Annotated in this window: 19 protein-coding genes; 11 read left to right on the top strand and 8 right to left on the bottom strand. The window is 71.0% G+C overall.

Annotated elements, in window-relative coordinates:
* Positions 1-25 precede the first annotated feature (25 nt).
* Positions 26-1051, bottom strand: a complete 1026-nt coding sequence (locus ACZ5VC_RS09720; protein ID WP_469119512.1) for an adenosine deaminase — start codon at positions 1049-1051, stop codon at positions 26-28.
* Between the two features lie 84 nt (positions 1052-1135).
* On the opposite strand from ACZ5VC_RS09720, the gene ACZ5VC_RS09725 reads away from it, so the two are divergent.
* Positions 1136-1828: a DUF4190 domain-containing protein gene (locus ACZ5VC_RS09725; RefSeq protein WP_469119513.1), complete on the top strand. Its 693-nt coding sequence runs from the start codon at positions 1136-1138 to the stop codon at positions 1826-1828.
* 62 nt (positions 1829-1890) lie between these two features.
* Here the strand turns inward: ACZ5VC_RS09725 and ACZ5VC_RS09730 are convergent, their stop codons facing one another.
* A complete protein-coding gene (locus ACZ5VC_RS09730) occupies positions 1891-2433 on the bottom strand; it encodes an NADAR family protein (protein ID WP_469119514.1) in 543 nt (180 codons plus the stop codon).
* 175 nt (positions 2434-2608) lie between these two features.
* Here ACZ5VC_RS09730 and ACZ5VC_RS09735 point away from each other — a divergent pair, with 175 nt between their 5' ends.
* The 6 genes from ACZ5VC_RS09735 to ACZ5VC_RS09760 all read left to right on the top strand — a co-directional run bounded on the left by ACZ5VC_RS09735 (position 2609) and on the right by ACZ5VC_RS09760 (position 9809).
* Positions 2609-4123 (top strand): gamma-aminobutyraldehyde dehydrogenase, encoded by a 1515-nt coding sequence (locus ACZ5VC_RS09735; RefSeq protein WP_469119515.1) that lies wholly within the window; start codon positions 2609-2611, stop codon positions 4121-4123.
* Between the two features lie 49 nt (positions 4124-4172).
* Positions 4173-5420 carry an ABC transporter substrate-binding protein gene (locus ACZ5VC_RS09740; protein WP_469119516.1) on the top strand — a complete coding sequence of 416 codons (1248 nt, stop codon included), beginning with the start codon at positions 4173-4175 and terminating at the stop codon, positions 5418-5420.
* A 79-nt stretch (positions 5421-5499) separates the two neighbouring features.
* Positions 5500-6654, top strand: a complete 1155-nt coding sequence (locus ACZ5VC_RS09745; protein ID WP_469119517.1) for an ABC transporter ATP-binding protein — start codon at positions 5500-5502, stop codon at positions 6652-6654.
* Positions 6651-7571 carry an ABC transporter permease gene (locus tag ACZ5VC_RS09750; RefSeq protein WP_469119518.1) on the top strand — a complete coding sequence of 307 codons (921 nt, stop codon included), beginning with the start codon at positions 6651-6653 and terminating at the stop codon, positions 7569-7571. Before ACZ5VC_RS09745 ends, ACZ5VC_RS09750 begins: the two co-directional genes overlap by 4 nt.
* The gene (locus ACZ5VC_RS09755) at positions 7571-8365 is read left to right on the top strand and encodes an ABC transporter permease (protein WP_469119519.1); all 795 of its coding nucleotides are present in this window, start codon (positions 7571-7573) and stop codon (positions 8363-8365) included. The genes ACZ5VC_RS09750 and ACZ5VC_RS09755 overlap by 1 nt, the downstream gene beginning before the upstream one ends.
* 25 nt (positions 8366-8390) lie before the next feature.
* A complete protein-coding gene (locus tag ACZ5VC_RS09760; protein ID WP_469119520.1) occupies positions 8391-9809 on the top strand; it encodes an NAD(P)/FAD-dependent oxidoreductase in 1419 nt (472 codons plus the stop codon).
* 113 nt (positions 9810-9922) lie between these two features.
* Here ACZ5VC_RS09760 and ACZ5VC_RS09765 read toward each other — a convergent pair whose 3' ends face one another.
* On the bottom strand, positions 9923-10579 hold the full coding sequence (locus ACZ5VC_RS09765; RefSeq protein ID WP_469119521.1) for a hypothetical protein: 657 nt from the start codon (positions 10577-10579) through the stop codon (positions 9923-9925).
* 368 nt (positions 10580-10947) lie between these two features.
* Here ACZ5VC_RS09765 and ACZ5VC_RS09770 point away from each other — a divergent pair, with 368 nt between their 5' ends.
* Positions 10948-11418 (top strand): hypothetical protein, encoded by a 471-nt coding sequence (locus ACZ5VC_RS09770; protein WP_469119522.1) that lies wholly within the window; start codon positions 10948-10950, stop codon positions 11416-11418.
* Between the two features lie 37 nt (positions 11419-11455).
* On the top strand, positions 11456-13300 hold the full coding sequence (locus ACZ5VC_RS09775; protein ID WP_469119601.1) for a chitinase: 1845 nt from the start codon (positions 11456-11458) through the stop codon (positions 13298-13300).
* On the opposite strand, the gene ACZ5VC_RS09780 is transcribed toward ACZ5VC_RS09775, so the two are convergent.
* Together ACZ5VC_RS09780 and gabT are read right to left on the bottom strand one after the other, a co-directional pair.
* A complete protein-coding gene (locus tag ACZ5VC_RS09780) occupies positions 13251-14039 on the bottom strand; it encodes a phosphatase PAP2 family protein (RefSeq protein ID WP_469119523.1) in 789 nt (262 codons plus the stop codon). The two genes, ACZ5VC_RS09775 and ACZ5VC_RS09780, sit on opposite strands and share 50 nt — an antisense overlap.
* A gap of 88 nt (positions 14040-14127) precedes the next feature.
* Positions 14128-15471, bottom strand: a complete 1344-nt coding sequence (gabT, locus tag ACZ5VC_RS09785; RefSeq protein ID WP_469119524.1) for a 4-aminobutyrate--2-oxoglutarate transaminase — start codon at positions 15469-15471, stop codon at positions 14128-14130.
* Between the two features lie 249 nt (positions 15472-15720).
* On the opposite strand from gabT, the gene ACZ5VC_RS09790 reads away from it, so the two are divergent.
* Positions 15721-17823, top strand: coding sequence for a type IV secretory system conjugative DNA transfer family protein (locus tag ACZ5VC_RS09790; protein ID WP_469119525.1), 2103 nt, complete (start codon positions 15721-15723; stop codon positions 17821-17823).
* Between the two features lie 96 nt (positions 17824-17919).
* On the top strand, positions 17920-19482 hold the full coding sequence (locus tag ACZ5VC_RS09795; RefSeq protein ID WP_469119526.1) for a PucR family transcriptional regulator: 1563 nt from the start codon (positions 17920-17922) through the stop codon (positions 19480-19482).
* Positions 19483-19585: 103 nt separating this feature from the next.
* Here the strand turns inward: ACZ5VC_RS09795 and ACZ5VC_RS09800 are convergent, their stop codons facing one another.
* The 3 genes from ACZ5VC_RS09800 to ACZ5VC_RS09810 form a co-directional block, all read right to left on the bottom strand.
* The gene (locus ACZ5VC_RS09800) at positions 19586-21997 is read right to left on the bottom strand and encodes an ATP-binding cassette domain-containing protein (RefSeq protein ID WP_469119527.1); all 2412 of its coding nucleotides are present in this window, start codon (positions 21995-21997) and stop codon (positions 19586-19588) included.
* Between the two features lie 152 nt (positions 21998-22149).
* Positions 22150-22566 carry a VOC family protein gene (locus ACZ5VC_RS09805; protein ID WP_469119528.1) on the bottom strand — a complete coding sequence of 139 codons (417 nt, stop codon included), beginning with the start codon at positions 22564-22566 and terminating at the stop codon, positions 22150-22152.
* Positions 22567-22571: 5 nt separating this feature from the next.
* Positions 22572-22997: a helix-turn-helix transcriptional regulator gene (locus tag ACZ5VC_RS09810; protein WP_469119529.1), complete on the bottom strand. Its 426-nt coding sequence runs from the start codon at positions 22995-22997 to the stop codon at positions 22572-22574.
* Between the last annotated feature and the right edge of the window lie 113 nt (positions 22998-23110).

Consider the following 23110-nt stretch of genomic DNA (forward strand, 5'->3'; position numbering starts at 1 on the left):
CCGCCGGGGGCGCGCGCCGCCGTGCTTACCGCGCCGCCCGGGCCTCGGTGTAGCTGTCGATCTCCGCGGCGATCCGCGCCTTGCCCGCCGGGTCCAGGAACGACGCCTCGACGGCGTTCTTCGCGAGCGCGGCGAGGCCGCGCTCGTCGAGGTCGAGCAGCCGGGCCGCCACCGCGTACTCGTTGTTGAGGTCGGTGCCGAACATCGGCGGGTCGTCGCTGTTGATGGTCACCAGGACGCCGGCGCGCACCATCTCCTTGATGGGGTGCCGGTCGATGTCGGTGACGGCTCGGGTGGCGATGTTGGAGGTGGGGCAGACCTCCAGCGGGATCCGGTGCTCGGCCAGATGCGCGAGGAGCTCGGGGTCCTGGGTGGCGCTGGTGCCGTGGCCGATGCGCTCGGCCCGCAGGTCGGTCAGCGCGTCCCAGATGGTCTGCGGGCCCGTCGTCTCACCGGCGTGCGGGACGCTGTGCAGCCCCGCGGCGATGGCCCGGTCGAAGTACGGCTTGAACTGGGGACGCGGGACGCCGATCTCCGGACCGCCGAGCCCGAAGGAGACCAGCCCCTCGGGGCGCAGGTCGACGGCGAGCCGCGCGGTCTCCTCGGCGGCCTCCAGGCCCGCCTCGCCGGGGATGTCGAAGCACCAGCGGAGAACCACCCCGAGCTCGGCCTCGGCCGCCTTGCGGGCGTCCTCGATCGCCTCCATGAAGGCCCGCTCGTCGATGCCGCGGCGGGTCGAGCTGAACGGGGTGATCGTCAGCTCCGCGTACCGGATGTTCTGCCGGGCCATGTCACGGGCGACCTCGAAGGTCAGCAGCCGGACGTCCTCCGGGGTGCGGACCAGATCGACGACCGAGAGATAGACCTCGACGAAGTGGGCGAAGTCGGTGAACGTGAAGTAGTCACGAAGCGCCTCGGGGTCGGTGGGGACCTTCGAGTCGGGGTGACGGGCGGCCAGCTCGGCGACGATCCGGGGCGAGGCGGAGCCGACGTGGTGGACATGCAGCTCGGCCTTGGGAAGCCCTGCGATGAAGGAGTGGAGATCGGTCATCCGATCATCGTAGGCCGGGCGGGGGCGGGAAGAACGGGGCCCGGGACCACGTCGTAGCATGGCGGAACACGATGGGGGAGGCACATGTCTGAGCAGAGCGACCAGCCGCCGGGCGGGCATCGGCCCGTTGACCCGTGGGCGCCGCCGGAGAGCCGGACACAGCAGGACAGGGTCGACCTGGGCAAGCCCTCGACGCCGCCGGCGCAGCCGACGGTCCACGACCAGCCGACGATGGCGGGCGGCTTCGGCGCGCCGGACCCCGGCGCGGTCCCGCCGCCGCCGATCGCACCGGGCGGCCCGGGCCCCGGCCCGTACGGCTACCCCCCGGCCGCCGCCGCCGCCGCCCAGCCCGGCCCGGGTTACGGATACCCGGGGTATCCGGGGTATCCGGGATACGGCCAGCCCGGCTGGCAGCAGAGCCCCGCCAACGGCATGGGCGTCACCGCGATGGTCCTCGGGATCATCGCCACGGCCGGTTTCTGCATGTACGGCCTCGGCGTCATCCTCGGCGTCCTCGCGCTGATCTTCGGCATCATCGGCCGCAAGCGGGTCCAGCGCGGTGAGGCGACGAACGGCGGGATGGCCATCGCGGGCATCATCCTGGGCGCGATCGGCTTCGTGCTCAGCGCGGCGTTCCTCGCGTTCATCGTCTGGGCGATCGTCCAGGATCAGGAGCACGACAGCTTCGACGACGACTACGACTACGACTCGTACTCGACGTCACGCGTCGTGAACGACGCGTACCCGGCGTCACTGGCCGGCAGCCCCCGCGGCTGACGAGGTGCGGGGGCGGCGCGGCCCCCGCACGGCCGGCCGGTCCGGGTGGGCCGCCCGTCCGACTACCGCAGCCTCTCCCGCGCCTCCATCAGCGCGAACCCGAGCAGATTCATCCCCCGCCACCGGCTCGGATCCTGTGCGCGCGGGTCGTCTGCGGCCAGGCCGATGCCCCAGATCCGGTCCATCGGGCTCGCCTCCACCAGGACCCGCTCGCCCGTCCCCACCAGGAAGTCCCGCAGCTCGGGCCGGGACCCGAACTTGTGCACGCTGCCCTCGACGACGACGGCGAACCGCTCCCACTTCCACACCGCCTCGTCGAAGCCCCGCACCAGGCGCCCCGCCTTCTTGGCCTGCGCCGGGCCCGCCGCCCCGACGGCCTCCCGCTCGGCGTCCGCGTCCCCGAAGAGCCGCGCCTTGGCCGCCATCATCCAGTGCTCCGCCGTCGGGTAGACGACGCCGTCCACGGTGAACGGCGACGGCCACCACTGGCTCAGACAGCTCGACCCGAGCGTCCCGTCCCTGCGTGGCGTGTGCCCCCAGAAGTGCAGATACTTGACCGTCTTACCCCTGCTGACCTGCTCGATCAGCTCGTCTCTTGTCCCCATGCACGCGAGTCTGGCATCTGCCACGGTCACTCCGTACGGAGATATTCGGACGGTCTCGACACATGGTCCACCGATTCCGTCGCGTAACCAAAAGGCAACAACGGAATCCCTTGTTCGACTCGGGCAGCTCTGTCAGGATCGGCACTCAATTCGAGCCGGAACAACGGAGAGCGTCATGGGCAACCGCTTCCAGGTGCAGGACCGCTTCGCGGACGGCGCGCAGTACATCGCGGGACGGCTGCGGCCCGGCACCTCGGGCCAGGAGCACAGCGTCGTCGACCCGGCGACCGGGGAGAGCGTCCACACCTACGAGCTCGCCGGGACCGCCGACGTGGACGCCGCCGTCGCCGCCGCGCGCGACGCCTTCCCCGACTGGGCGGGCGCCACCCCGGCCGAGCGCTCCGACGCGATGCACCGCTTCGCGGGGGTCCTCGCCGAGCGGGCGGACGAATTCGCCGGGGCCGAGTCGCTCCAGTGCGGCAAGCCCATCAAGCTGACCACCGAGTTCGACGTGCCGGGCACCGTCGACAACACCGCCTTCTTCGCGGGGGCCGCCCGGCACCTCCAGGGCCAGTCGGCGGCCGAGTACAGCGGCGACCACACCTCGTACGTCCGCCGCGAGCCCATCGGCGTCGTCGGCTCCATCGCGCCCTGGAACTACCCCCTCCAGATGGCGGCCTGGAAGGTCCTCCCGGCGATCGCCGCGGGCAACACCATCGTGCTCAAGCCCGCCGAACTGACCCCGCTCACCTCGCTGATGTTCGCCCAGGCGGCGAGCGAGGCGGGAATCCCCGACGGCGTCGTCAACATCGTCACGGGCGCCGGACGCACCGCCGGTGAGCACCTGGTCGGGCACCCGGACGTGGCGATGACCTCCTTCACCGGCTCCACGCCGGTCGGCAAGCGCGTCGCCGAGATCGCCACCTCGACCGTCAAGCGCCTCCACCTGGAGCTGGGCGGCAAGGCACCCTTCGTCGTCTTCGACGACGCCGACCTGGACGCCGCCGTGAACGGCGCCGTCGCCGGCTCGCTCATCAACACCGGCCAGGACTGCACCGCCGCCACGCGCGCCTACGTCCAGCGCCCGCTCTACGACGCCTTCGTCGAGCGGGTGGCGGCGCTCATGGAGACCGTCCGGCTGGGCGACCCGTTCGACCCGGCCACCGACCTGGGGCCGCTGATCAGCCACGCCCAGCGCGACCGGGTCGCCGGCTTCGTCGACCGGGCCCGCTCCTACGCCACCGTCGTCACCGGCGGCGAAGCCCCCGGCGGGGAGCTCAAGAACGGCGCCTATTACCGGCCGACCCTGGTCGCCGGCGCCGCGCAGGACAGCGAGATCGTCCAGTCCGAGATCTTCGGGCCGGTCCTGGTCGTGCTGCCCTTCGACAGCGACGAGGAGGGGATCCGGCTGGCCAACGACACCCCGTACGGCCTCGCCGCCTCCGCCTGGAGCCGCGACGTCTACCGCGCCAACCGCGCCACCCGAGAGATCAAGGCGGGCTGTGTGTGGATCAACGACCACATTCCGATCATCAGCGAGATGCCTCACGGCGGCTACAAGGCCTCCGGCTTCGGAAAGGACATGTCGGCGTATTCCTTCGAGGAGTACACGCAGGTCAAGCATGTGATGTACGACAACACCGCGGTGATCCGCAAGGACTGGCACCGCACGATCTTCGGGGACCGATAGCCACCTGCCGTCCGACCACGCGGCGAACCATCCCGAAAGGGCACAGCGCATGGAGCAGTACGAGTCCGACAGCCTCTCCGCGGCCCAACTGGCCGCGATGCGGCGCAGCCTGACGAGCGGCCGGGGCGCCCTCAGCCGCCGTTCGGTGCTGCGTGCCGGCGGCGTCGGCGCGCTCACCCTCGGCTCTCTCGCCGGGCTGAGCGCCTGCGGCATCCCACCCGCGAAGCGGGAGGGCGAGTCTCCCTCCTCGACGGACTTCTCGGCCAAGGAGAAGCAGCTCAGCTTCTCCAACTGGACCGAGTACATGGATGTCAGCGAGGACGAGAAGTCCCGCCCCACCCTGGAGGCGTTCACCAAACGCACCGGGATCAAGGTCAAGTACACCGAGGACATCAACGACAACGTCGAGTTCTTCGGCAAGATCAAGCCTCAGCTCGCGGCCGGCCAGGACACCGGACGCGACCTCATCTGTGTCACGGACTGGCTGGCCGCCCGCCTGATCAGGCTCGGCTGGGCGCAGAAGCTCGACCCGTCGAACCTTCCGCACGCCTACGCCAACCTGTCCTCCCAGTTCCGCCGTCCCGACTGGGACCCGGGCCGTTCCTACTCCTACCCCTGGACCGGTATCTCCACGGTCATCGCCTACAACGTCAAGGCGACCGGCGGCAAGAAGGTCGACTCCGTCAGCCAGCTCCTGGACGACCCCACCCTCAAGGGCCGGGTCGGCTTCCTGACCGAGATGCGCGACTCGGTCGGCATGACGCTGATCGACATGGGCAAGGACCCGGGCTCCTTCACGGACGCCGACTTCGACGCGGCACTCGGCCGGCTCCAGAAGGGCGTCGACAAGAAGCAGATCCGGCGCTTCACCGGCAACGACTACACGTCCGACCTGGACAAGGGCGACCTCGCCGCCTGTCTCGCCTGGGCCGGTGACGTCATCCAGCTGCAGGCCGACAACCCGGACATCAAGTACGCGATCCCCGCGGCCGGTTACATCACCTCCAGCGACAACCTGCTGGTCCCCGCCAAGGCCCGCCACAAGGCCAACGCGGAGAAGCTCATCGACTACTACTACGAGCTCCCGGTCGCCGCGCAGCTGGCCGCCTACATCAACTACGTCTGTCCGGTGGACGGCGTGAAGGACGAACTCGCGAAGATCGATCCCGAACTCGCGAACAACACGCTGATCCTCCCCGACAAGGCGATGGCCGCGAAGTCCCGTGCCTTCCGCTCGCTGAGCAGCGCCGAAGAGACGGCATACGAGGAGAAGTTCGCCAAGCTCATCGGCGCCTGAGCCTCCCCGCGGCGGCGAGCCGCGCGGGCGGTGCCCCCGTCTTCCAGCCAGCCCCTCCAAGAATCTGGGATCACCACCCATGACTGACACGAACACCGGCGGCGATGTCCGTCTCACCGGGATCAGCAAGACGTACGGCGCCTTCACCGCCGTACACCCGCTCGACCTGACCGTTCCGCAGGGTTCCTTCTTCGCGCTGCTCGGCGCCTCCGGCTGCGGCAAGACCACCACGCTGCGCATGATCGCGGGCCTGGAGGAGCCGACGACCGGCACCGTCTTCCTGGGCGACCGCGACGTCACGAACCTCCCCCCGTACAAGCGCCCGGTCAACACGGTCTTCCAGTCGTACGCGCTCTTCCCGCACCTCGACATCTACGAGAACATCGCGTTCGGCCTGCGCCGGCGCGGCGTCAAGTCGGTGCAGAAGCAGGTCGGCGACATGCTCGACCTCGTCCAGCTCGGCGACAAGGCCAAGAACAAGCCGCACCAGCTCTCCGGCGGCCAGCAGCAGCGCGTCGCCGTCGCCCGCGCGCTGATCAACCACCCCCAGGTGCTCCTCCTCGACGAGCCGCTCGGCGCCCTCGACCTCAAGCTGCGCCGCCAGATGCAGCTGGAGCTCAAGCGCATCCAGACCGAGGTCGGCATCACCTTCGTCCACGTCACCCACGACCAGGAGGAGGCCATGACCATGGCCGACACGGTCGCGGTGATGAACGGCGGCCGTGTCGAACAGCTCGGCGCCCCCGCCGACCTGTACGAGAACCCGAAGACCACCTTCGTCGCCAACTTCCTCGGCACCTCGAACCTCATCGAGGCCGAGGTCGTCGAGGCCGGGGCCGACATCGTCGTGTCGGCGGGCGGTGGCAAGCTGCGGATGCCCGCCGAGCGATGCGCGTCGGTCAGCGACACCCGCAGCGGCGGAAAGCTGCTGGTGGGCGTCCGCCCGGAGAAGATCTCGCTCGCTCACGCCGACGACGCGAGCGCGATCCCCGACGGACGCAACCGGGTCACCGGCCGGATCGTCGACTCCTCCTTCATCGGGGTGTCCACGCAGTACGTCGTCGACAGCCCCGCGGGCAGCGGGCTGCAGGTGTACGAGCAGAACATCGAGCGCGACACGCGGCTCACCCCCGGCGCCGAAGTGGTCCTCCACTGGAACCCCACGCACACCTTCGGCCTGGACGCGGCCCAGGCCATCGACGCGGGCGTGGAAAAGGTGGAGGACGGCGCGTGACGATCACCGAGACACCCCCCGAGGCGGCGGCCCCCGTGGTGCGCAAGGCGCCCACCCGCAAGCGGCTCGTGCCGTACTGGCTGCTGCTCCCCGGCATCCTGTGGCTGCTGGTCTTCTTCGCGCTGCCGATGATCTACCAGGCCTCGACCTCCGTGCAGACCGGCTCCCTGGAGAAGGGCTTCGCGGTCACCTGGCACTTCCAGACGTACTGGGACGCCTTCCAGGAGTACTACCCGCAGTTCATCCGGTCCCTGCTGTACGCCGGCACCGCCACCCTGCTGTGTCTGCTCCTCGGCTACCCGCTGGCGTACATGATCGCCTTCAAGGCGGGCCGCTGGCGCAATCTGGTCCTGGTACTGGTCATCGCGCCGTTCTTCACCAGCTTCCTGATCCGCACGCTGGCGTGGAAGACGATCCTCGCCGACGGCGGCGCCGTCGTCGGCGTCCTCGACACGCTCCACATCCTGGACATCACCAACTGGCTGGGCTGGACCGAGGGCAGCCGGGTGCTCGCCACCCCCATGGCGGTCGTCTGCGGTCTGACGTACAACTTCCTGCCGTTCATGATCCTGCCGCTCTACACCTCTCTGGAGCGGATCGACGGACGGCTGCACGAGGCCGCGCGCGACCTCTACGCGTCGCCCGCGACCACCTTCCGCAAGGTGACGTTCCCGCTGTCCATGCCGGGCGTCGTCTCGGGCACGCTGCTCACCTTCATCCCGGCGAGCGGCGACTACGTCAACGCCGAGCTCCTCGGCTCCACCGACACCAAGATGGTCGGCAACGTCATCCAGTCGCAGTTCCTGCGGGTCCTGGACTACCCGACCGCCGCCGCGCTGTCCTTCATCCTCATGGCGATCGTGCTGCTCATGGTCACCGTCTACATCCGCCGAGCGGGAACGGAGGACCTGGTCTGATGCCCTGGCTGCGAAAGAACCTGGTCGTCATCGCGGGCCTGCTGACGCTCGCGTACATGATCGTGCCGAACGTCGTCGTGATGGTGTTCTCCTTCAACAAGCCGAAGGGACGCTTCAACTACGCGTGGCAGGAGTTCTCCCTGGACGCCTGGAAGGACCCCTGCGGCGTCGCCGACATGTGCGGCTCGCTCACCCTGTCGCTCCAGATCGCCGCATGGGCGACGGTCGGCGCGACCCTCCTCGGCACGATGATCGCCTTCGCGCTGGTCCGCTACCGCTTCCGGGCGCGCGGCGCGATCAACTCGCTCATCTTCCTGCCGATGGCGATGCCCGAGGTCGTCATGGCCGCCTCACTGCTGACGCTCTTCCTCAACATGGGTGCCGAGCTGGGGTTCTGGACGGTCCTGATCGCCCACATCATGTTCTGCCTGAGTTTCGTCGTCACCGCCGTCAAGGCGCGGGTGATGTCCATGGACCCTCGTCTGGAGGAGGCCGCGCGGGATCTCTACGCGGGGCCGGCGCAGACCTTCCTGCGGGTCACCCTGCCCATCGCCGCGCCCGGCATCGCCGCAGGTGCGCTGCTCGCCTTCGCGCTCTCGTTCGACGACTTCATCATCACCAACTTCAACGCGGGCTCGACCGTGACCTTCCCCATGTTCGTGTGGGGATCGGCGCAGCGCGGTACACCCGTGCAGATCAACGTCATCGGTACGGCGATGTTCGTCATCGCGGTACTGGTGGTGGTCGTCGGCCAGCTGGCCGGCAACCGGCGCAAGAAGACAGCGACACCCTGAGTAGGTTCTGAAGGAGTTGGAAACCATGGCCCCAGCTGCCATGCGTACTGCTGCACAATCGCTCTCCGACGCCCAGCCCGTCCCCTTCTGGCTGGAGGACCCGGGCAAGCCGGGCGCCCTGCCCGCACTGACCACCACCGAGCGCTGCGACCTGCTGGTCGTCGGTGGCGGCTACAGCGGACTGTGGACCGCGCTCCTCGCCAAGGAGCGCGACCCCGCGAGGGATGTCGTACTGATCGAGGGGCGCGAGGTGGGCTGGGCCGCCTCGGGCCGCAACGGCGGCTTCTGTGCCGCGTCCCTCACCCACGGCTTCGGCAACGGGCTGGCCCGCTGGCCGGGCGAACTCGCGAAGCTGGAGGAGCTCGGCGCGCGCAACCTCGACGCCATCGAGGCGGCGGTCGCTTCCTACGGCATCGACTGCGGCTTCGAGCGGACCGGCGAGATCGACGTCGCCACCGAACCGCACCAGGCCGACGAGCTCCGCGAGATGTACGAGGAGGCCGAGCGCCTCGGTCTCGCGGACGGCCTGGAGCTCCTGGACGCCGCGGCCGTACGCGCCGAGGTCGACTCCCCGACGTTCCTCGGGGGCCTGTGGGACCGCCGGGGCGTGGCCATGGTCGACCCGGCGAAGCTGGCGTGGGGCCTGAAGCGGGCGTGTCTCGGCCTCGGCGTACGGATCTACGAGAACACCCGCGGCCTCGACCTCGTGGCGAACGGCTCGGGAATGGCCGTGCGCACCCCCTACGGCCGGGTGCTCGCCCGCCGGGTCGCGCTCGGCACGAACGTCTTCCCGTCGCTGGTCAAGCGGGTGCGTGCGTACACCGTCCCGGTCTACGACTACGCGCTCATGACCGAGCCCCTCAGCCCGGGGCAGCTCGCGTCGATCGGCTGGAAGAACCGTCAGGGCCTCGGCGACAGCGCCAACCAGTTCCACTACTTCCGCATCACCGCCGACCACCGCATCCTGTGGGGCGGCTACGACGCGATCTATCCCTTCGGCGGCCGCCTCAGCGCGGAGCTCGACCACCGCCCGGAGACGTATCTGAAGCTCGCCGAGCACTTCTTCCGCTGCTTCCCGCAGCTGGAGGGCCTCCGCTTCAGCCACGCCTGGGGCGGCGCGATCGACACCTGCTCCCGCTTCTCCGCCTTCTTCGGGACGGCGCACGCGGGGAAGGTGGCGTACGCCGCGGGCTTCACGGGCCTGGGCGTCGGCGCGACCCGCTTCGGCGCCGATGTGATGCTCGATCTGCTGTCGGGGGAGCGGACGGAGCGTACGTCCCTTGAGATGGTCCGCTCCAAGCCGCTGCCGTTCCCGCCCGAGCCGATCGCCTGGGCCGGGATCGGGCTCACCAAGTGGTCGCTGGCCCGCGCCGACGAGCGGGGCGGCCGGCGCAATCTCTGGCTGCGGACGATGGACCGTTTCGGTCTCGGGTTCGACAGCTAGTGCCGTGACCGCACAGGTTCCCCGGGTTGCCGGTTGGGACGGGTGGCCCGGTGTGCTCTCGCCGCGGTAGGGGCACGATCATCAGCCTGGCCGCGGCTGAGGCCGGTCCGCTCCTATGACCGCGGTGTGCTGTCCGAGCGCCACGTGGTGAGACGAGGGTGCCCCGGCAGTTCGGCGCGGCCGGTGGCCCACAACAGGGTGAGCCAGGGATCCGCGCCGCCCGGAGCCTCGGGAAACAGACGGGCGAGCACCCGCGAGCAGAGAGCGGAGGGCGGGGTCCAGGCAAGCCCGAAGCCTTCCGCCAGATCGTGCATGTGTACCAGCGTCTCTTGCAGCCCCAGCGCCGCGAAGCCTTCGGGGTCCGACACCCCGGCGGCGTGGTGGGCGCGGACCCGGGGCGGCGTGGTACGCACCATGGCGACCAGCAGCGCGCCGCACGCCTCCAGCACCTGCACCAGGCCGGACGGACCCGCATCACGGTCCGCGAAGAGGAAGACCGCGGGTCCGTCCGGCCTCTTCCGGCTCAACGCGAAAGGCACATGGGTGTCCAGCGGCGGGCTCTGCGGCCCCAGCTGCACGGCGTAGTAGAACAGGTCGTTGGCGAGGTGCTCGGCGGTCTCCCAGCAGTCCCACTCCAGCGAACCGGCCTTACCGCCCCACCCCTCCGCGGGTGCGTCCCGAAGGGTGCCTACGGCGAGCCGCACGGCAAGGTCGACGTCGTCCGCGGTGACGGGAGACAACACTGATCCGGTTTCGACTGATCGAGACATCGCAGCACCGTATCGCGGGGGAAGAGGGCAACCCCTTTCAGCTTCCAGGGATCGGCTAACCGCCGCCCCGTGTCGAACGCCTCCATGGCACCCAGCACAACGAGCAACCCGGCAAGGTTCCCGGTCACAGCACTGGGGTTCGCCTTTCGGATCAGGGCACGCGAGCCCGGCAGGATCCGAAAGACAGGCCCTGGGCAGGCATGGCCGGGCCGGTCGAGCCGGGTGTGCGCCGGGGGCGTACACCCGCTGATCTTGATATGACCCGGTTCACCCCCAACGCGTGGCCCCAACCCGCGTAATGATCGACGCCAACCCCGCTCTCCCCGTGTGGACGCATCCGTCCGCACATGGAATGGAGGCCGTTGGCAATGACTGGTCCGGGGGCCAAGACCGCAGTGGAATGGCTCGTCTCGGTGGCACCGGATCCCGACGCCTGCCGGTGGGAATGGGAGCGCAACCCCCTCGGGGTCGCGCTGCTGCCCGCCGGCCGGCGCTGGGACGTGCTCATCCTGCCGGGCGGGCTCGGGGGTCCGACGCTCGACGTACTGGCCCGGCTCGTCGACCGGCCGGGCCCCGTCCTCGCCGACCTCGGCGACGCCCGAATGGGCTTCTTCGTTCCCCCGGGCACGGCCGCGCGCTGGCTCGGCACCGGTGTGCGCAGCGCCGGCCGGGGGACCTGGATCGTCGTCCCCTACCCCGGCCGGGCCACCGGCGGAGTGCGCTGGCTGGTGCCGCCGGACGGCACCGGGACCCTCACCGACGCCGCGCTGCTGGAGCTCGCGATGCACGAGGCCGCGGGCCAACTGGCCCGTGAGGAAAGGGGAGAGGGAGGCAGGTGAACCACCAGAGGTATTGACCACCTGATTGGTCTGGACCATGCTGTGGCGCGCTCCCCCGATTCCCCCACTCCCGGAGGCAGTTGTGGACCGCACCAGACCTCTCGCCGTCGCCGCGGCGGCCGTCCTCGCCGCGGGCGGACTCGTCGCCTCGACCCAGGGCGCGCACGCCGCTGACACCGACCTGGCCCGCAACGGCGGCTTCGAATCCGGCCTGGACGGCTGGAGTTGTACGGCGGGCAGCGGAGCCGTCGTCTCCACACCCGTACGCGGCGGGACCAAGGCGCTCCGGGCGACCCCGGCGGGCAGCGACAACGCCCGGTGCTCGCAGACCGTCACCGTGAAGCCCAACTCCGCCTACACGCTCAGCGGTTGGGTGCGCGGCGACTACGTCCACCTCGGGGCCTCCGGCACCGGCACCACCGACGTCTCCACCTGGACCCAGTCCGCCCCCGACTGGCAGCGGCTGACAACCACCTTCACCACGGGCGCCTCGACGACCTCGGTGACGATCTACACCCACGGCTGGTACGGCACCCCCGCCTACCACGCCGACGACCTCACCCTGGTGGGCCCGGGCGGCGACCCCGTCCAGATACCGGCCGCCCCCGCCGGACTGACCGCGGGCACCCCCACCTCCACATCCGTCCCGCTCTCCTGGTCGGCCGTCCCCGGCGCCACCGGCTACACCGTCTACAAGGGCGGCGCCAAGACCCTGACGGTGACCGGGACCTCGGCGACCGTCACCGGACTGACCCCCGCCACCTCGTACGCCTTCCAGGTCACCGCCACCAACAGCGCCGGCGAATCCCCGAAGTCCGCCGCCGTCACGGCCACGACCAGGAGCGGCGGCACCCCGACGCCCGGTCTGCCCGCCCATGCGCTCGTCGGCTATCTGCACGCCAGCTTCGCCAACGGCTCCGGCTACACCCGGATGGCCGACGTCCCCGACTCCTGGGACGTCATCAACCTCGCCTTCGGCGAGCCCACCTCGGTGACCTCCGGGGACATCCGCTTCCGCCTCTGCCCCGCCACCGAATGCCCGGGCGTCGAGTCGTCCGCCGACTTCAAGGCCGCCATCAAGGCCAAGCAGGCCGCCGGCAAGAAGGTCCTCATCTCCATCGGCGGCCAGAACGGCCAGGTCCAGCTCTCCACCACGGCCGCCCGCGACACCTTCGTCTCGTCCGTCGCGAAGATCATCGACGAGTACGGTCTCGACGGCCTCGACATCGACTTCGAGGGCCACTCCCTGTCCCTGAACACCGGTGACACGGATTTCCGCAGCCCCACCAGCCCGGTGATCGTCAACCTGATCTCGGCGGTGAAGACGCTCAAAGCCAGGTACGGCCCCGGCTTCGTGCTGACCATGGCCCCCGAGACCTTCTTCGTCCAGCTCGGCCATCAGTACTACGGCTCGGGCCCCTGGGGCGGTCAGGACCCGCGCGCCGGCGCCTACCTCCCGGTCATCCACGCCCTGCGCGACGACCTCACCCTGCTGCACGTCCAGGACTACAACTCGGGCCCGATCATGGGACTGGACAACCAGTACCACTCCATGGGCGGCGCCGACTTCCACATCGCCATGACGGACATGCTGCTCACCGGCTTCCCCGTCGCCGGCAACACCGACCGGGTCTTCCCCGCCCTGCGCCCCGACCAGGTGGCGATCGGCCTGCCGGCCTCGACCCAGGCGGGCAACGGGCACACGGCCCCGGCCGAGGTCACCAAGGCGCTGGACTGCCTGACCAGGAAGACGAACTGCGGCTCGTACCAGACGCACGGCACCTGGCCGGGGCTGCGCGGACTGATGACCTGGTCCATCAACTGGGACCGGTTCAACGCCTGGGAGTTCTCCGGGAACTTCGACGCATACCCCTGGAGCTGACCAGCAGGACCGCCCCGAACAGGAGCAGGCTCCCCACCACATCCAGCGGCCAGTGGTAGCCGCGCAGAACCAGGCCGATGCCCGTCGCCGCCGTCAGGAACGCGGCGAGGGGCATCAGTCGTCTGTCGACCAGCAGCGCCGCGCCGACGTACGCCACCATCGCGGTGGCCGTGTGGCCGGACGGGTAATAGCCGGTCTCGGCCGTGAGCGGGCCCGGCCGGTCGGTCAGCAGCTTGAGGGGGACGACCAGGGCGGGGACGAGGGCCATCGCGAGGGCCGCGTACAGCGCCTGGAGACGGCGCCCGCGCCACATCGCGTACCCGAGAGCGGCCGTCAGCACGGGAAGGGCGACGGCCATACTGCCGAGGTCGGCGCCGAGTTCGGTGAGCCGGGGCGGGACGCGGCCGACGAGGGCGTGACCGGCGCGTTCGTCCAGCCGGGCGAGAGGTCCCTCGACGACGACCTGCCAGGTCGTGAGCGCGAAGAGGACGGCGCAGAGGCCGAGAAGGACCGGGAAGTAAGCCGGCCGCCCCGGAACAGGGGGGGAGGTTCCGAGACGGCCGGCTTGACCGGTTTGCCGCGCGCCCCGGGGGGTGTGGGGCGGGCGGCCATCCGATCGGTGAGGAGTTCCGGAGCCCAGGGCCCCGGTGGTGTGCGCGAGGGCACGGTCAGGACGAGGCTGGGGATGCTCCGGCCTGGGGTCGCCCGCAGTCTCCTGCGAGCGGGGTGTTTCTCTCATCTGCAAAAACCGTACGGCAGAGAAAGGGGGACCGACAGCCGGATCTCCATCCCGCCATCGGCCCCCCACAGCTTCTTCACACAGGGCGTCAGATCGTGGCGAACGCGCTCTCGATGACGTCCAGGCCCTCGTTCAGCAGGTCCTCGCCGATGACCAGCGGCGGAAGGAAGCGCAGCACGTTGCCGTAGGTGCCACAGGTCAGGACCAGCACGCCCTCGGCGTGGCAGGCCTTCGCCAGCGCGCCGGCGGCCTCCGGGTTCGGCTCCTTGGTCGCCGGGTCCTTCACCAGCTCGATCGCGACCATGGCGCCGCGGCCGCGGATGTCACCGATGATCGAACCGTTCGGCAGGTTCTTCTGCATCTCCGTGAGGCGGCCCTTCATGACCTCCTCGATGCGCTTGGCCTTGCCGTTGAGGTCGAGCTCCCGCATCGTCTCGATGGAGCCGAGCGCACCGGCGCACGCCACCGGGTTGCCGCCGTAGGTGCCGCCCAGGCCGCCACCGTGCACGGAGTCCATGATCTCGGCGCGGCCGGTCACGGCGGCGAGCGGCAGACCGCCCGCGATGCCCTTGGCGGTGGTGATCAGGTCCGGGACGATGCCCTCGTCCTCGCACGCGAACCACTGGCCGGTGCGGCAGAAGCCGGACTGGATCTCGTCCGCGACGAAGACGATGCCGTTGTCGTTGGCGAACTTCACGATCGCCGGCAGGAAGCCCTTGGCCGGCTCGATGAAGCCGCCCTCGCCGAGGACCGGCTCGATGATGATCGCGGCGACGTTCTCGGCGCCGATCTGCTTGGTGATGTTGTCGATCGCCTGCGCGGCGGCCTCGGGGCCGCAGTTGTCGGCGCCAGTGGGCCAGCGGTAGCCGTACGCCACCGGGACGCGGTAGACCTCGGGCGCGAACGGCCCGAAGCCCTGCTTGTACGGCATGTTCTTCGAGGTCAGAGCCATCGTGAGGTTCGTACGGCCGTGGTAGCCGTGGTCGAAGACGACGACGGCCTGGCGCTTGGTGTACGAACGAGCGATCTTGACCGCGTTCTCGACGGCCTCGGCGCCGGAGTTGAACAGCGCGGACTTCTTGGCGTGGTCGCCCGGGGTCAGCTCGGCGAGCGCCTCACAGACCTCGACGTAGCCCTCGTACGGCGTGACCATGAAACAGGTGTGCGTGAAGTCCTGCAGCTGGGCGGAGGCCCGGCGCACGACGGCCTCGGCCGAGGCGCCCACGGAGGTCACGGCGATGCCGGAGCCGAAGTCGATGAGGCGGTTGCCGTCCACGTCCTCGATGACGCCGCCGCCGGCGCGCGCCGTGAAGACGGGGAGCACGGAGCCGACGCCGCCCGCGACCGTGGACAGACGACGGGCCTGAAGCTCCTGCGACTTCGGGCCGGGAATGGCGGTGACGACGCGGCGCTCCTGCGGAATTGCGCTCATGAGGGCTCCTGGGGGTGTTTCCGGACGCTTTCAGGGATTCTTTTCGCAGGTTAGGTCCGGCGGTGGGGGGTGGGCATGCTCCGTTCGGGAGTGGTGCGGGTGTGTCGTTGTCCGCGGCGGACATAGAGGGGGTGCGGGGTGGGGCCGCAGGCCCCGGGTGTGGCGGCAAATCGGGCCTCCGCACGCGGAACCGCACTAGATTGACCGAGGCACAGACGCGCGACCCGGCAGGTCAGGGGGCAGGGGTTCATGGACACCGACGGCATGTACGAATCGCATGGCACGCGCGCCAATCCCGTGCCGCGCCCTGCGGGACCGCCTGCGGCGCCACCTGTGCCCACCCATGCGCCGGCCCCCTCGCACGGGGCCTCGCTCGTGGACTGGCTGCGCATCTCCCGGCCGGAGGCGGAGCCGGGCACCTGGCGTCAGGGGTACGTGCCCCGACCGGTGGAGGAGCCAGAACAAGTGCCCGGGCGGCAGCTGCTGAGCGGTGCGCTGATCTCGTTCCTCGCCGCATGGCTGCTCTGGTCGCTCTACGTCAACTACTACATCCCGTACTGGCTGGACCCGCACTTCTGGGCGGGCGCGCTGGTCATGCTCACCGACAGCGCGGTCGGCAAGGGCATCATCGGCGGAATCGTCGACATCTTGATGGTCGTCGGTCTTCTCGTCTTCTTCGGCCGCCTCGGCCGCTGGACGGAGGTGGGCCGCAGGTACCTGCTACCCCTGATCGGCTACGGCCGCCCCGGTCACAAGCCACCCCGGGCGGAGCCCTCCGTTCAGGCCGGCTCGACCACCGACCGCGCGGAGTGGCCGGAACTGCGTGCGGCGGGTCAGTCGGCCGTCGCCGACCGGCTGGCCGAAGAAGCACGCTCCGGCCGGATGAACGATGTCGACTTCGCCCGGATCCGTCGTGCGTGGCACTCGGTGCAAGCGAACCCCTCCCGACTGGGCCCGTTCGTCGACGCGGCCCTGCGTCACGGCGCAGCCGCCTTCGCTCATCCCTCGGGTGAACGGGACCTGCCCGTACGGACGGCCCGCCATGACCTGGTCGTCCACCAAGTGAAGATCGGCACCGCTGCCGCAGGCGAACGCAACCCCTACGCCCGCCGCACCACCGGCGTCGCCCTCGAGCCCTCTCTTCTCGGAACCTCGTTGCTCGCCGTCGGGCCCGCCGGGTCCGGGAAGACCGTGCGGCTCGTGCGGCCCGTCGTCGAATCGCTCTGCCTTCAGGCGCTCGCCAACCGCGCCGCCGTCATCGCCGTCACCGCGCAGGGCACCGCCCTCGCCCCCGACGCCGCCTTCGACGTCGTCGTGTCCGTCGGCCGCGCCGACTCCACCCACGACCTCGATCTGTACGGCGGCGCCGACGACCCCGACGAGGCCGCCCGGATCCTCGCCGAGGCGCTCGTGGGAGATCTCGTCACCGACAGCCGCCGGGCCGCCACCGCGCTCGCCCAGCTCATCGGCCCCCACCGCGCCGCCCACGGCCGCTTCCCGGCCGTGCCCGAGCTGCGGGAGCTCCTCGGCGGGTCGCCCGACGCCCTCGCCCGGCTCCGCGCCGCCGTCGCCGACGACCCGGCCCAGCTGCGTGAACTCGACGCCCGAGCACGGCAGTCGGACCGCGGCGACGACATCGGCGTGCTGCTCGCCGAGCGCATCGCCTTCCTGGACCGACCCGCCTTCGCCCGGTTCTTCCGCACGGACGCCCCCGAGGGCCAGTTCTCGCTGCGCACCATCTCCCACCCGCTGCGGGTCCGGATCGACCTGCCCGAGCGCGGTCACGCCGAGGCGTCCCGGATCGTCTCCCGCCTCCTCCTCGCGCAGTTCGCCGAGGCCGCACTCACCCGCGGCGACCGGTCCCTCTTCGCCTGCCTGGTCCTGGACGACGCGACCTACACCGTCACCGCCGACTCCGTACGCGCCCTCCAGCGTCTGCGCTCCGTCCACGCCGGGGTCGTCCTCGCCCTGCGCAGCCTGGAGGACGTACCGGAGGCGCTGCGCGGGCCGCTGCTCGGCGCGGTCGGCTGCCGGATGGCGTTCGCCGGGCTCGCGCCGTGGGACGGCGGCCGGTTCGCCGAGACCTGGGGGACCGAATGGGTGCAGACCCGGGACGTCACCAACCGGCAGATCATCTCCGACGAGCCCCTCACCAAGGCGCTGCACTTCATGCGGCGCCTGGTCACCGGCAAGGCGGCGACCGCGGAGGCCGTCACCGTCCGGGAGGTGGAGCGGCAGCGCTGGTCGGCCTCCGACCTGGCCCACCACGTCCCCGCCGGTCACGCCGTGCTGTCGCTGACGAACGTCCGGGGCGAGCACACCCCGCCGCTGCTGGTGGACCTGCGGGGCTGAGCGCCTGCCGCGCCACCGACCCGTACGCCCTGGCAGAATCGGGGTACGCCGTTCATACGGGACGGCGAAATCCCCAGCCGAAGGTCCGACGGTGCCATGCCGCCCACGCTCGCCTCGCTCGTCCAGCACTCCGCGCTCAAACTCACCGTGCGCGCCGGTGAGGACCGCCTCGGCACCGCCGTCCGCTGGGCGCATGTGAGCGAGCTGGAGGACCCCACGCCGTACATGGAAGGCGGCGAGCTCCTCCTCGTCACGGCCATGAAACTCCATGCCGAGGACCCCGAGGCCATGCGCCGCTACGTCCGGCGGCTCGCCGGTGCCGGGGTCGTCGGCATCGGCTTCGCCATCGGCGTCAACTACGACGCGATCCCGCAGGCCCTCGTCGACGCGGCGCGCGAGCAGGACATGCCGCTGCTCGAGGTGCCCCGGCGCACACCGTTCCTGGCGATCAGCAAGGCCGTGTCGGCTGCGATCGCCGCCGACCAGTACCGCGCGGTGACCGCCGGGTTCGAGGCCCAGCGCGAAATGACCCGGGCGGCGCTGGCGGAGGGGCCGGACGCGGTGGTCGCCCGGCTGGCCGCGCACGTCGACGGCTGGGCGGCGCTGTACGACACGTCCGGCGCGGTCCTCGCGGCATCACCGGAATGGGCGGCGCGGCGGGCGGCCCGGCTCACCAGCGACGTGGAACGCCTGCGCGAGCGGCCCGCCCCGGCCAGCGCGGTCGTCGGCGGCACGGAGGACCGGGTTGAGCTCCAGTCCCTGGGCACCGGGCGGCGGGTGCGCGGCGCCCTGGCCGTCGGCACGGGTGCGCCGCTGGGCACGGCCGAGCGGTACGCCGTGCACTCCGCGATCGCGCTGCTCACGCTCACCACGGAACGCTCCCGCTCCCTTCAGGCGGCCGAACAGCGGCTCGGCGCGGCGGTCCTGCGGATGATGCTCTCCGGCCAGCCGGACCACGCCCGGGCGGTGGCGGGCGACCTCTACGGCGAGCTGCTCGACGCGCCGTTCCGGCTGCTGATCGCCGAGGCCGCCGGGGAACGCGACCCGTCGGCCGAGGCGCCCCTCCCGGCGCTGGCCGAGTCCCTGGAGACGGCGGCGGCGCGCGCCGGGGAAGCGGTACTGGCTGTGCCGGAGGGCGACGAACGCTTCGTCGTCCTCGCGGGCGACGGGGGAGCCGTGGTCACCGCGTGCGACGCGTACGCCGAGCAGGAGGCGGAGGAGGCGGGCGTGGTGATCGGCCTCTCCGCACCGGCCGGCCCCATCGCGACCGCAGCCGCCTACAAGCAGGCCGAACAGTCCCTCTCGGTGGCCCGCCGCCGGGGTCGCGCCCTGGTCGAGCACGAGGAACTGGCCGCCGGATCGGTCCTCCCCCTCCTCGCTGACGACGCTGTCCGCGCCTTCGCGGACGGGATGCTCCGCGCCCTCCACGAACACGACGCCACGGGCCGCGGCGACCTGGTCGCCTCCCTGCGCGCCTGGCTCTCCCGCCACGGCCAGTGGGACGCGGCGGCCGCCGACCTCGGCGTCCACCGCCACACCCTGCGCTACCGCATGCGCCGGGTGGAGGAGATCCTGGGCCGCTCCCTGGACGACCCGGACGTCCGGATGGAGCTGTGGCTGGCACTGAAGGCGACGGGGGAGGGGCGGGAGCGGGAGTAGGGCGGCCTCGTACGATGCGCCCCCGGCCCCGCCCGGCCCCGCGCGGCCCGCACCTCGCGCGGCTGGCGCCCCGACCGGCCCCGCCCGCCGCTGCCCTGTGCGGTCAGTTCCCCACGTACTTCGCCAGGTGCTCCCCCGTCAGGGTCGAGCGGGCGGCGACGAGGTCGGCGGGGGTGCCCTCGAAGACGATTCGGCCGCCGTCGTGGCCGGCGCCCGGGCCGAGGTCGATGATCCAGTCGGCGTGCGCCATCACCGCCTGGTGGTGCTCGACGACGATGACCGACTTGCCGGACTCGACGAGCCGGTCGAGCAGGCCGAGCAGTTGCTCGACGTCGGCGAGGTGCAGGCCCGCGGTCGGCTCGTCCAGGACGTAGACGCCACCCTTCTCGGCCATGTGGGTGGCCAGCTTGAGCCGCTGCCGCTCGCCGCCGGACAGCGTGGTCAGCGGCTGGCCGAGGGTGAGGTAGCCGAGCCCGACGTCGGCGAGCCGGCCGAGGATGCGGTGCGCGGCGGGCGTGCGCGCCTCGCCGGTGCCGAAGAACTCCTCGGCCTCGGTCACCGACATCGCGAGCACCTCGCTGATGTCGCGGCCGCCGAGGTGGTGGTCGAGGACCGATGCCTCGAACCGCTTCCCCTCGCACTCCTCGCACGTGGTGGCCACGCCCGCCATCATCGCCAGGTCGGTGTAGATGACGCCGGCGCCGTTGCAGGTGGGGCAGGCGCCCTCCGAGTTGGCGCTGAACAGCGCCGGCTTCACGCCGTTGGCCTTCGCGAACGCCTTGCGGATCGGGTCGAGCAGCCCGGTGTACGTCGCCGGGTTGCTCCGTCGCGAGCCGCGGATCGCACCCTGGTCGACCGACACCACATCGGCGCCGGCGGCCCCCGAACCGTTGACCAGCGACCCGTGAACGAGCGAGCTCTTGCCGGAGCCGGCGACGCCGGTGACGACGACGAGCACCCCTAGCGGGATGTCGACGTCGACGTCGCGCAGGTTGTGTGTCGTCGCGCCGCGGATCTCCAGCGTGCCGGTGGGCTTGCGCACCGTCTCCTTGACGGCAGCGCGGTCGTCGAAATGGCGGCCGGTGACGGTGCCGCCGGTCCGCAGCCCCTCGACGGTGCCCTCGAAGCAGACGGTGCCGCCCGCCGTACCGGCACCGGGGCCGAGGTCGACGACATGGTCGGCGATCGCGATCGTCTCCGGCTTGTGCTCCACGACGAGCACGGTGTTGCCCTTGTCCCGCAGCCTCAGCAGCAGGTCGTTCATCCGCTGGATGTCATGGGGGTGCAGGCCGATGGTGGGCTCGTCGAAGACGTAGGTGACGTCGGTGAGGGAGGAGCCGAGGTGGCGGATCATCTTGACGCGCTGCGCCTCGCCGCCCGACAGCGTGCCCGAGGGCCGGTCGAGGGAGAGATAGCCGAGGCCGATCTCCACGAACGAGTCGAGCGTCTGCCGCAGCGCGCCGAGCAGTGGCGCGACGGACGGCTCGTCGAGGCCGCGGACCCACTCGGCCAGGTCGCTGATCTGCATCGCGCACGCGTCGGCGATGTTGATCCTGCCGATCCGTGACGACCGGGCGGCCTCGCTGAGCCGGGTGCCGTCGCACTCCGGGCAGGTGCTGAAGGTGACCGCCCGGTCCACGAACTCACGGATGTGCGGCTGCATCGCCGCCCGGTCCTTGGAGAGGAACGACTTCTGGATCTTGGGGATCAGCCCCTCATAGGTGAGGTTCACGCCCTCGACCTTCACCTTGGTCGGCTCCCGGTAGAGGAAGTCCTGCATCTCCTTCTTGGTGTACTTGCGGATCGGCTTGTCCGGGTCGAGGAGGCCCGACTCCGCGTAGACCCGTACGGTCCAGAAGCTGTCCGACTTCCAGCCGGGGATGGTGAACGCGCCCTCGGCGAGCGACTTGGAGTCGTCGTAGAGCTGGGAGAGATCGATGTCGGAGACCGCGCCCCGGCCTTCGCAGCGCGTACACATGCCGCCGGTGCGGGTGAAGGTCCGCTTGACGGTCTTGGTCTTGTCGGCGCCGCGGTCGACCTTGAAGGCCCCGCTCGCCTGGACCGAGGCGACGTTGAAGGAGAACGCCTGCGGCGAGCCGATGTGCGGCTCGCCCAGCCGGCTGAAGAGGATGCGCAGCATCGCGTGGGCGTCGGTGACCGTGCCGACCGTGGAGCGGGGGTCGGCGCCCATCCGCTGCTGGTCGACGATGATCGCGGTCGTCAGACCTTCGAGTACGTCGACCTCGGGCCGCGCCAGGGTCGGCATGAAGCCCTGCACGAACGCGCTGTAGGTCTCGTTGATCAGCCGCTGCGACTCCGCGGCGATCGTGCCGAACACCAGCGAGCTCTTGCCCGAGCCGGAGACGCCGGTGAACACCGTCAGCCGCCGCTTCGGGATCTCGACCTTCACGTCCTTGAGGTTGTTCACGCGCGCGCCGTGCACGCGGATCAGATCGTGGCTGTCGGCACCCTGCGGCGCGGCCGACTGCCGGTCCGTCCTCGCGGCCTTGCTCATCGTCTCTCCATCTGTGAGGTGGGACCGCGTTCGCGGCCTGGCGTCGGCGTCGCGCATCAGCTCGCGGCCGGGCATCTCGTTCACTCGCGTCGGGCCTCGACGCGGCGCGGGGTCCCACCGGCGGGGCAGCGCCCGGCCGGCGGGACCGGAGCTCACCGACCGCGGGGCTGGGTGAAGCGCAGCATGTTGCCGGAGGGGTCGCGGAAGGCACAGTCGCGGACGCCGTAGGGCTGATCGATCGGCTCCTGCAGGACCTCGCCACCGGCGGCGCGGATGCGCTCGAAGGTGGCGTCGCAGTCGTCGGTGCCGAAGATGACGCCGCGCAGCAGGCCCTTCGCCAGCAGTTCCTCCATGGCTTCCCTGTCGGCGGCCGAGGCGTTCGGGTCCGCGAGCGGCGGCTCGAGAACGATCTCCACGTCCGGCTGTGAGGGCGAGCCGACGGTCACCCAGCGCATCCCCTCGAAACCGACGTCATTGCGCACTTCGAGACCGAGCACATCGCGGTAGAAGGCGAGCGCCTTGTCATGGTCGTCGACGGCGATGAAGCACTGTGAGAGCTTGATGTCCATGCGTTTCACGCTACGGTCGGGGGCGCCGGTTTGGCTTCTCCATTCCTGACCGGTCGCGTGTGAACCTTGGCGACGCAGGCCGGGACGGCCGCGCCCTCGTCATGGCTGCGGGCCCGGTACGCGCTCGGGCTCTCGCCGACCAGTTCGGTGAACCGCGAGCTGAACGACCCCAGCGAGGTGGAGCCGACCGCGAAGCAGACCTCCGTCACCGACAGGTCGCCCCGCCGCAGCAGCGCCTTGGCCCGCTCGATCCGGCGCGTCATCAGGTAGCTGTACGGCGTCTCCCCGAAGGCGGCGCGGAAGCTGCGGGAGAAGTGGCCCGGCGACATGAGGGCGGTCCGCGCCAGCGCCGGAACGTCGAGCGGCATCGCGTAGTCGCGATCCATCCGGTCACGTGCCCGGCGCAGCCGGACCAGGTCCTCCAACGTCACCCGACCACCATCCCACGCGCCCGGCGCCGGCGTCGGCGATCAGGGAAGGCCCGGTCGCTCCACAGCGCAGAGCGCGACGCCCCGGTGCCGGGGAACGCGACCCGTCGACTGCT

Source organism: Streptomyces sp. NPDC033174 (assembly GCF_055577795.1).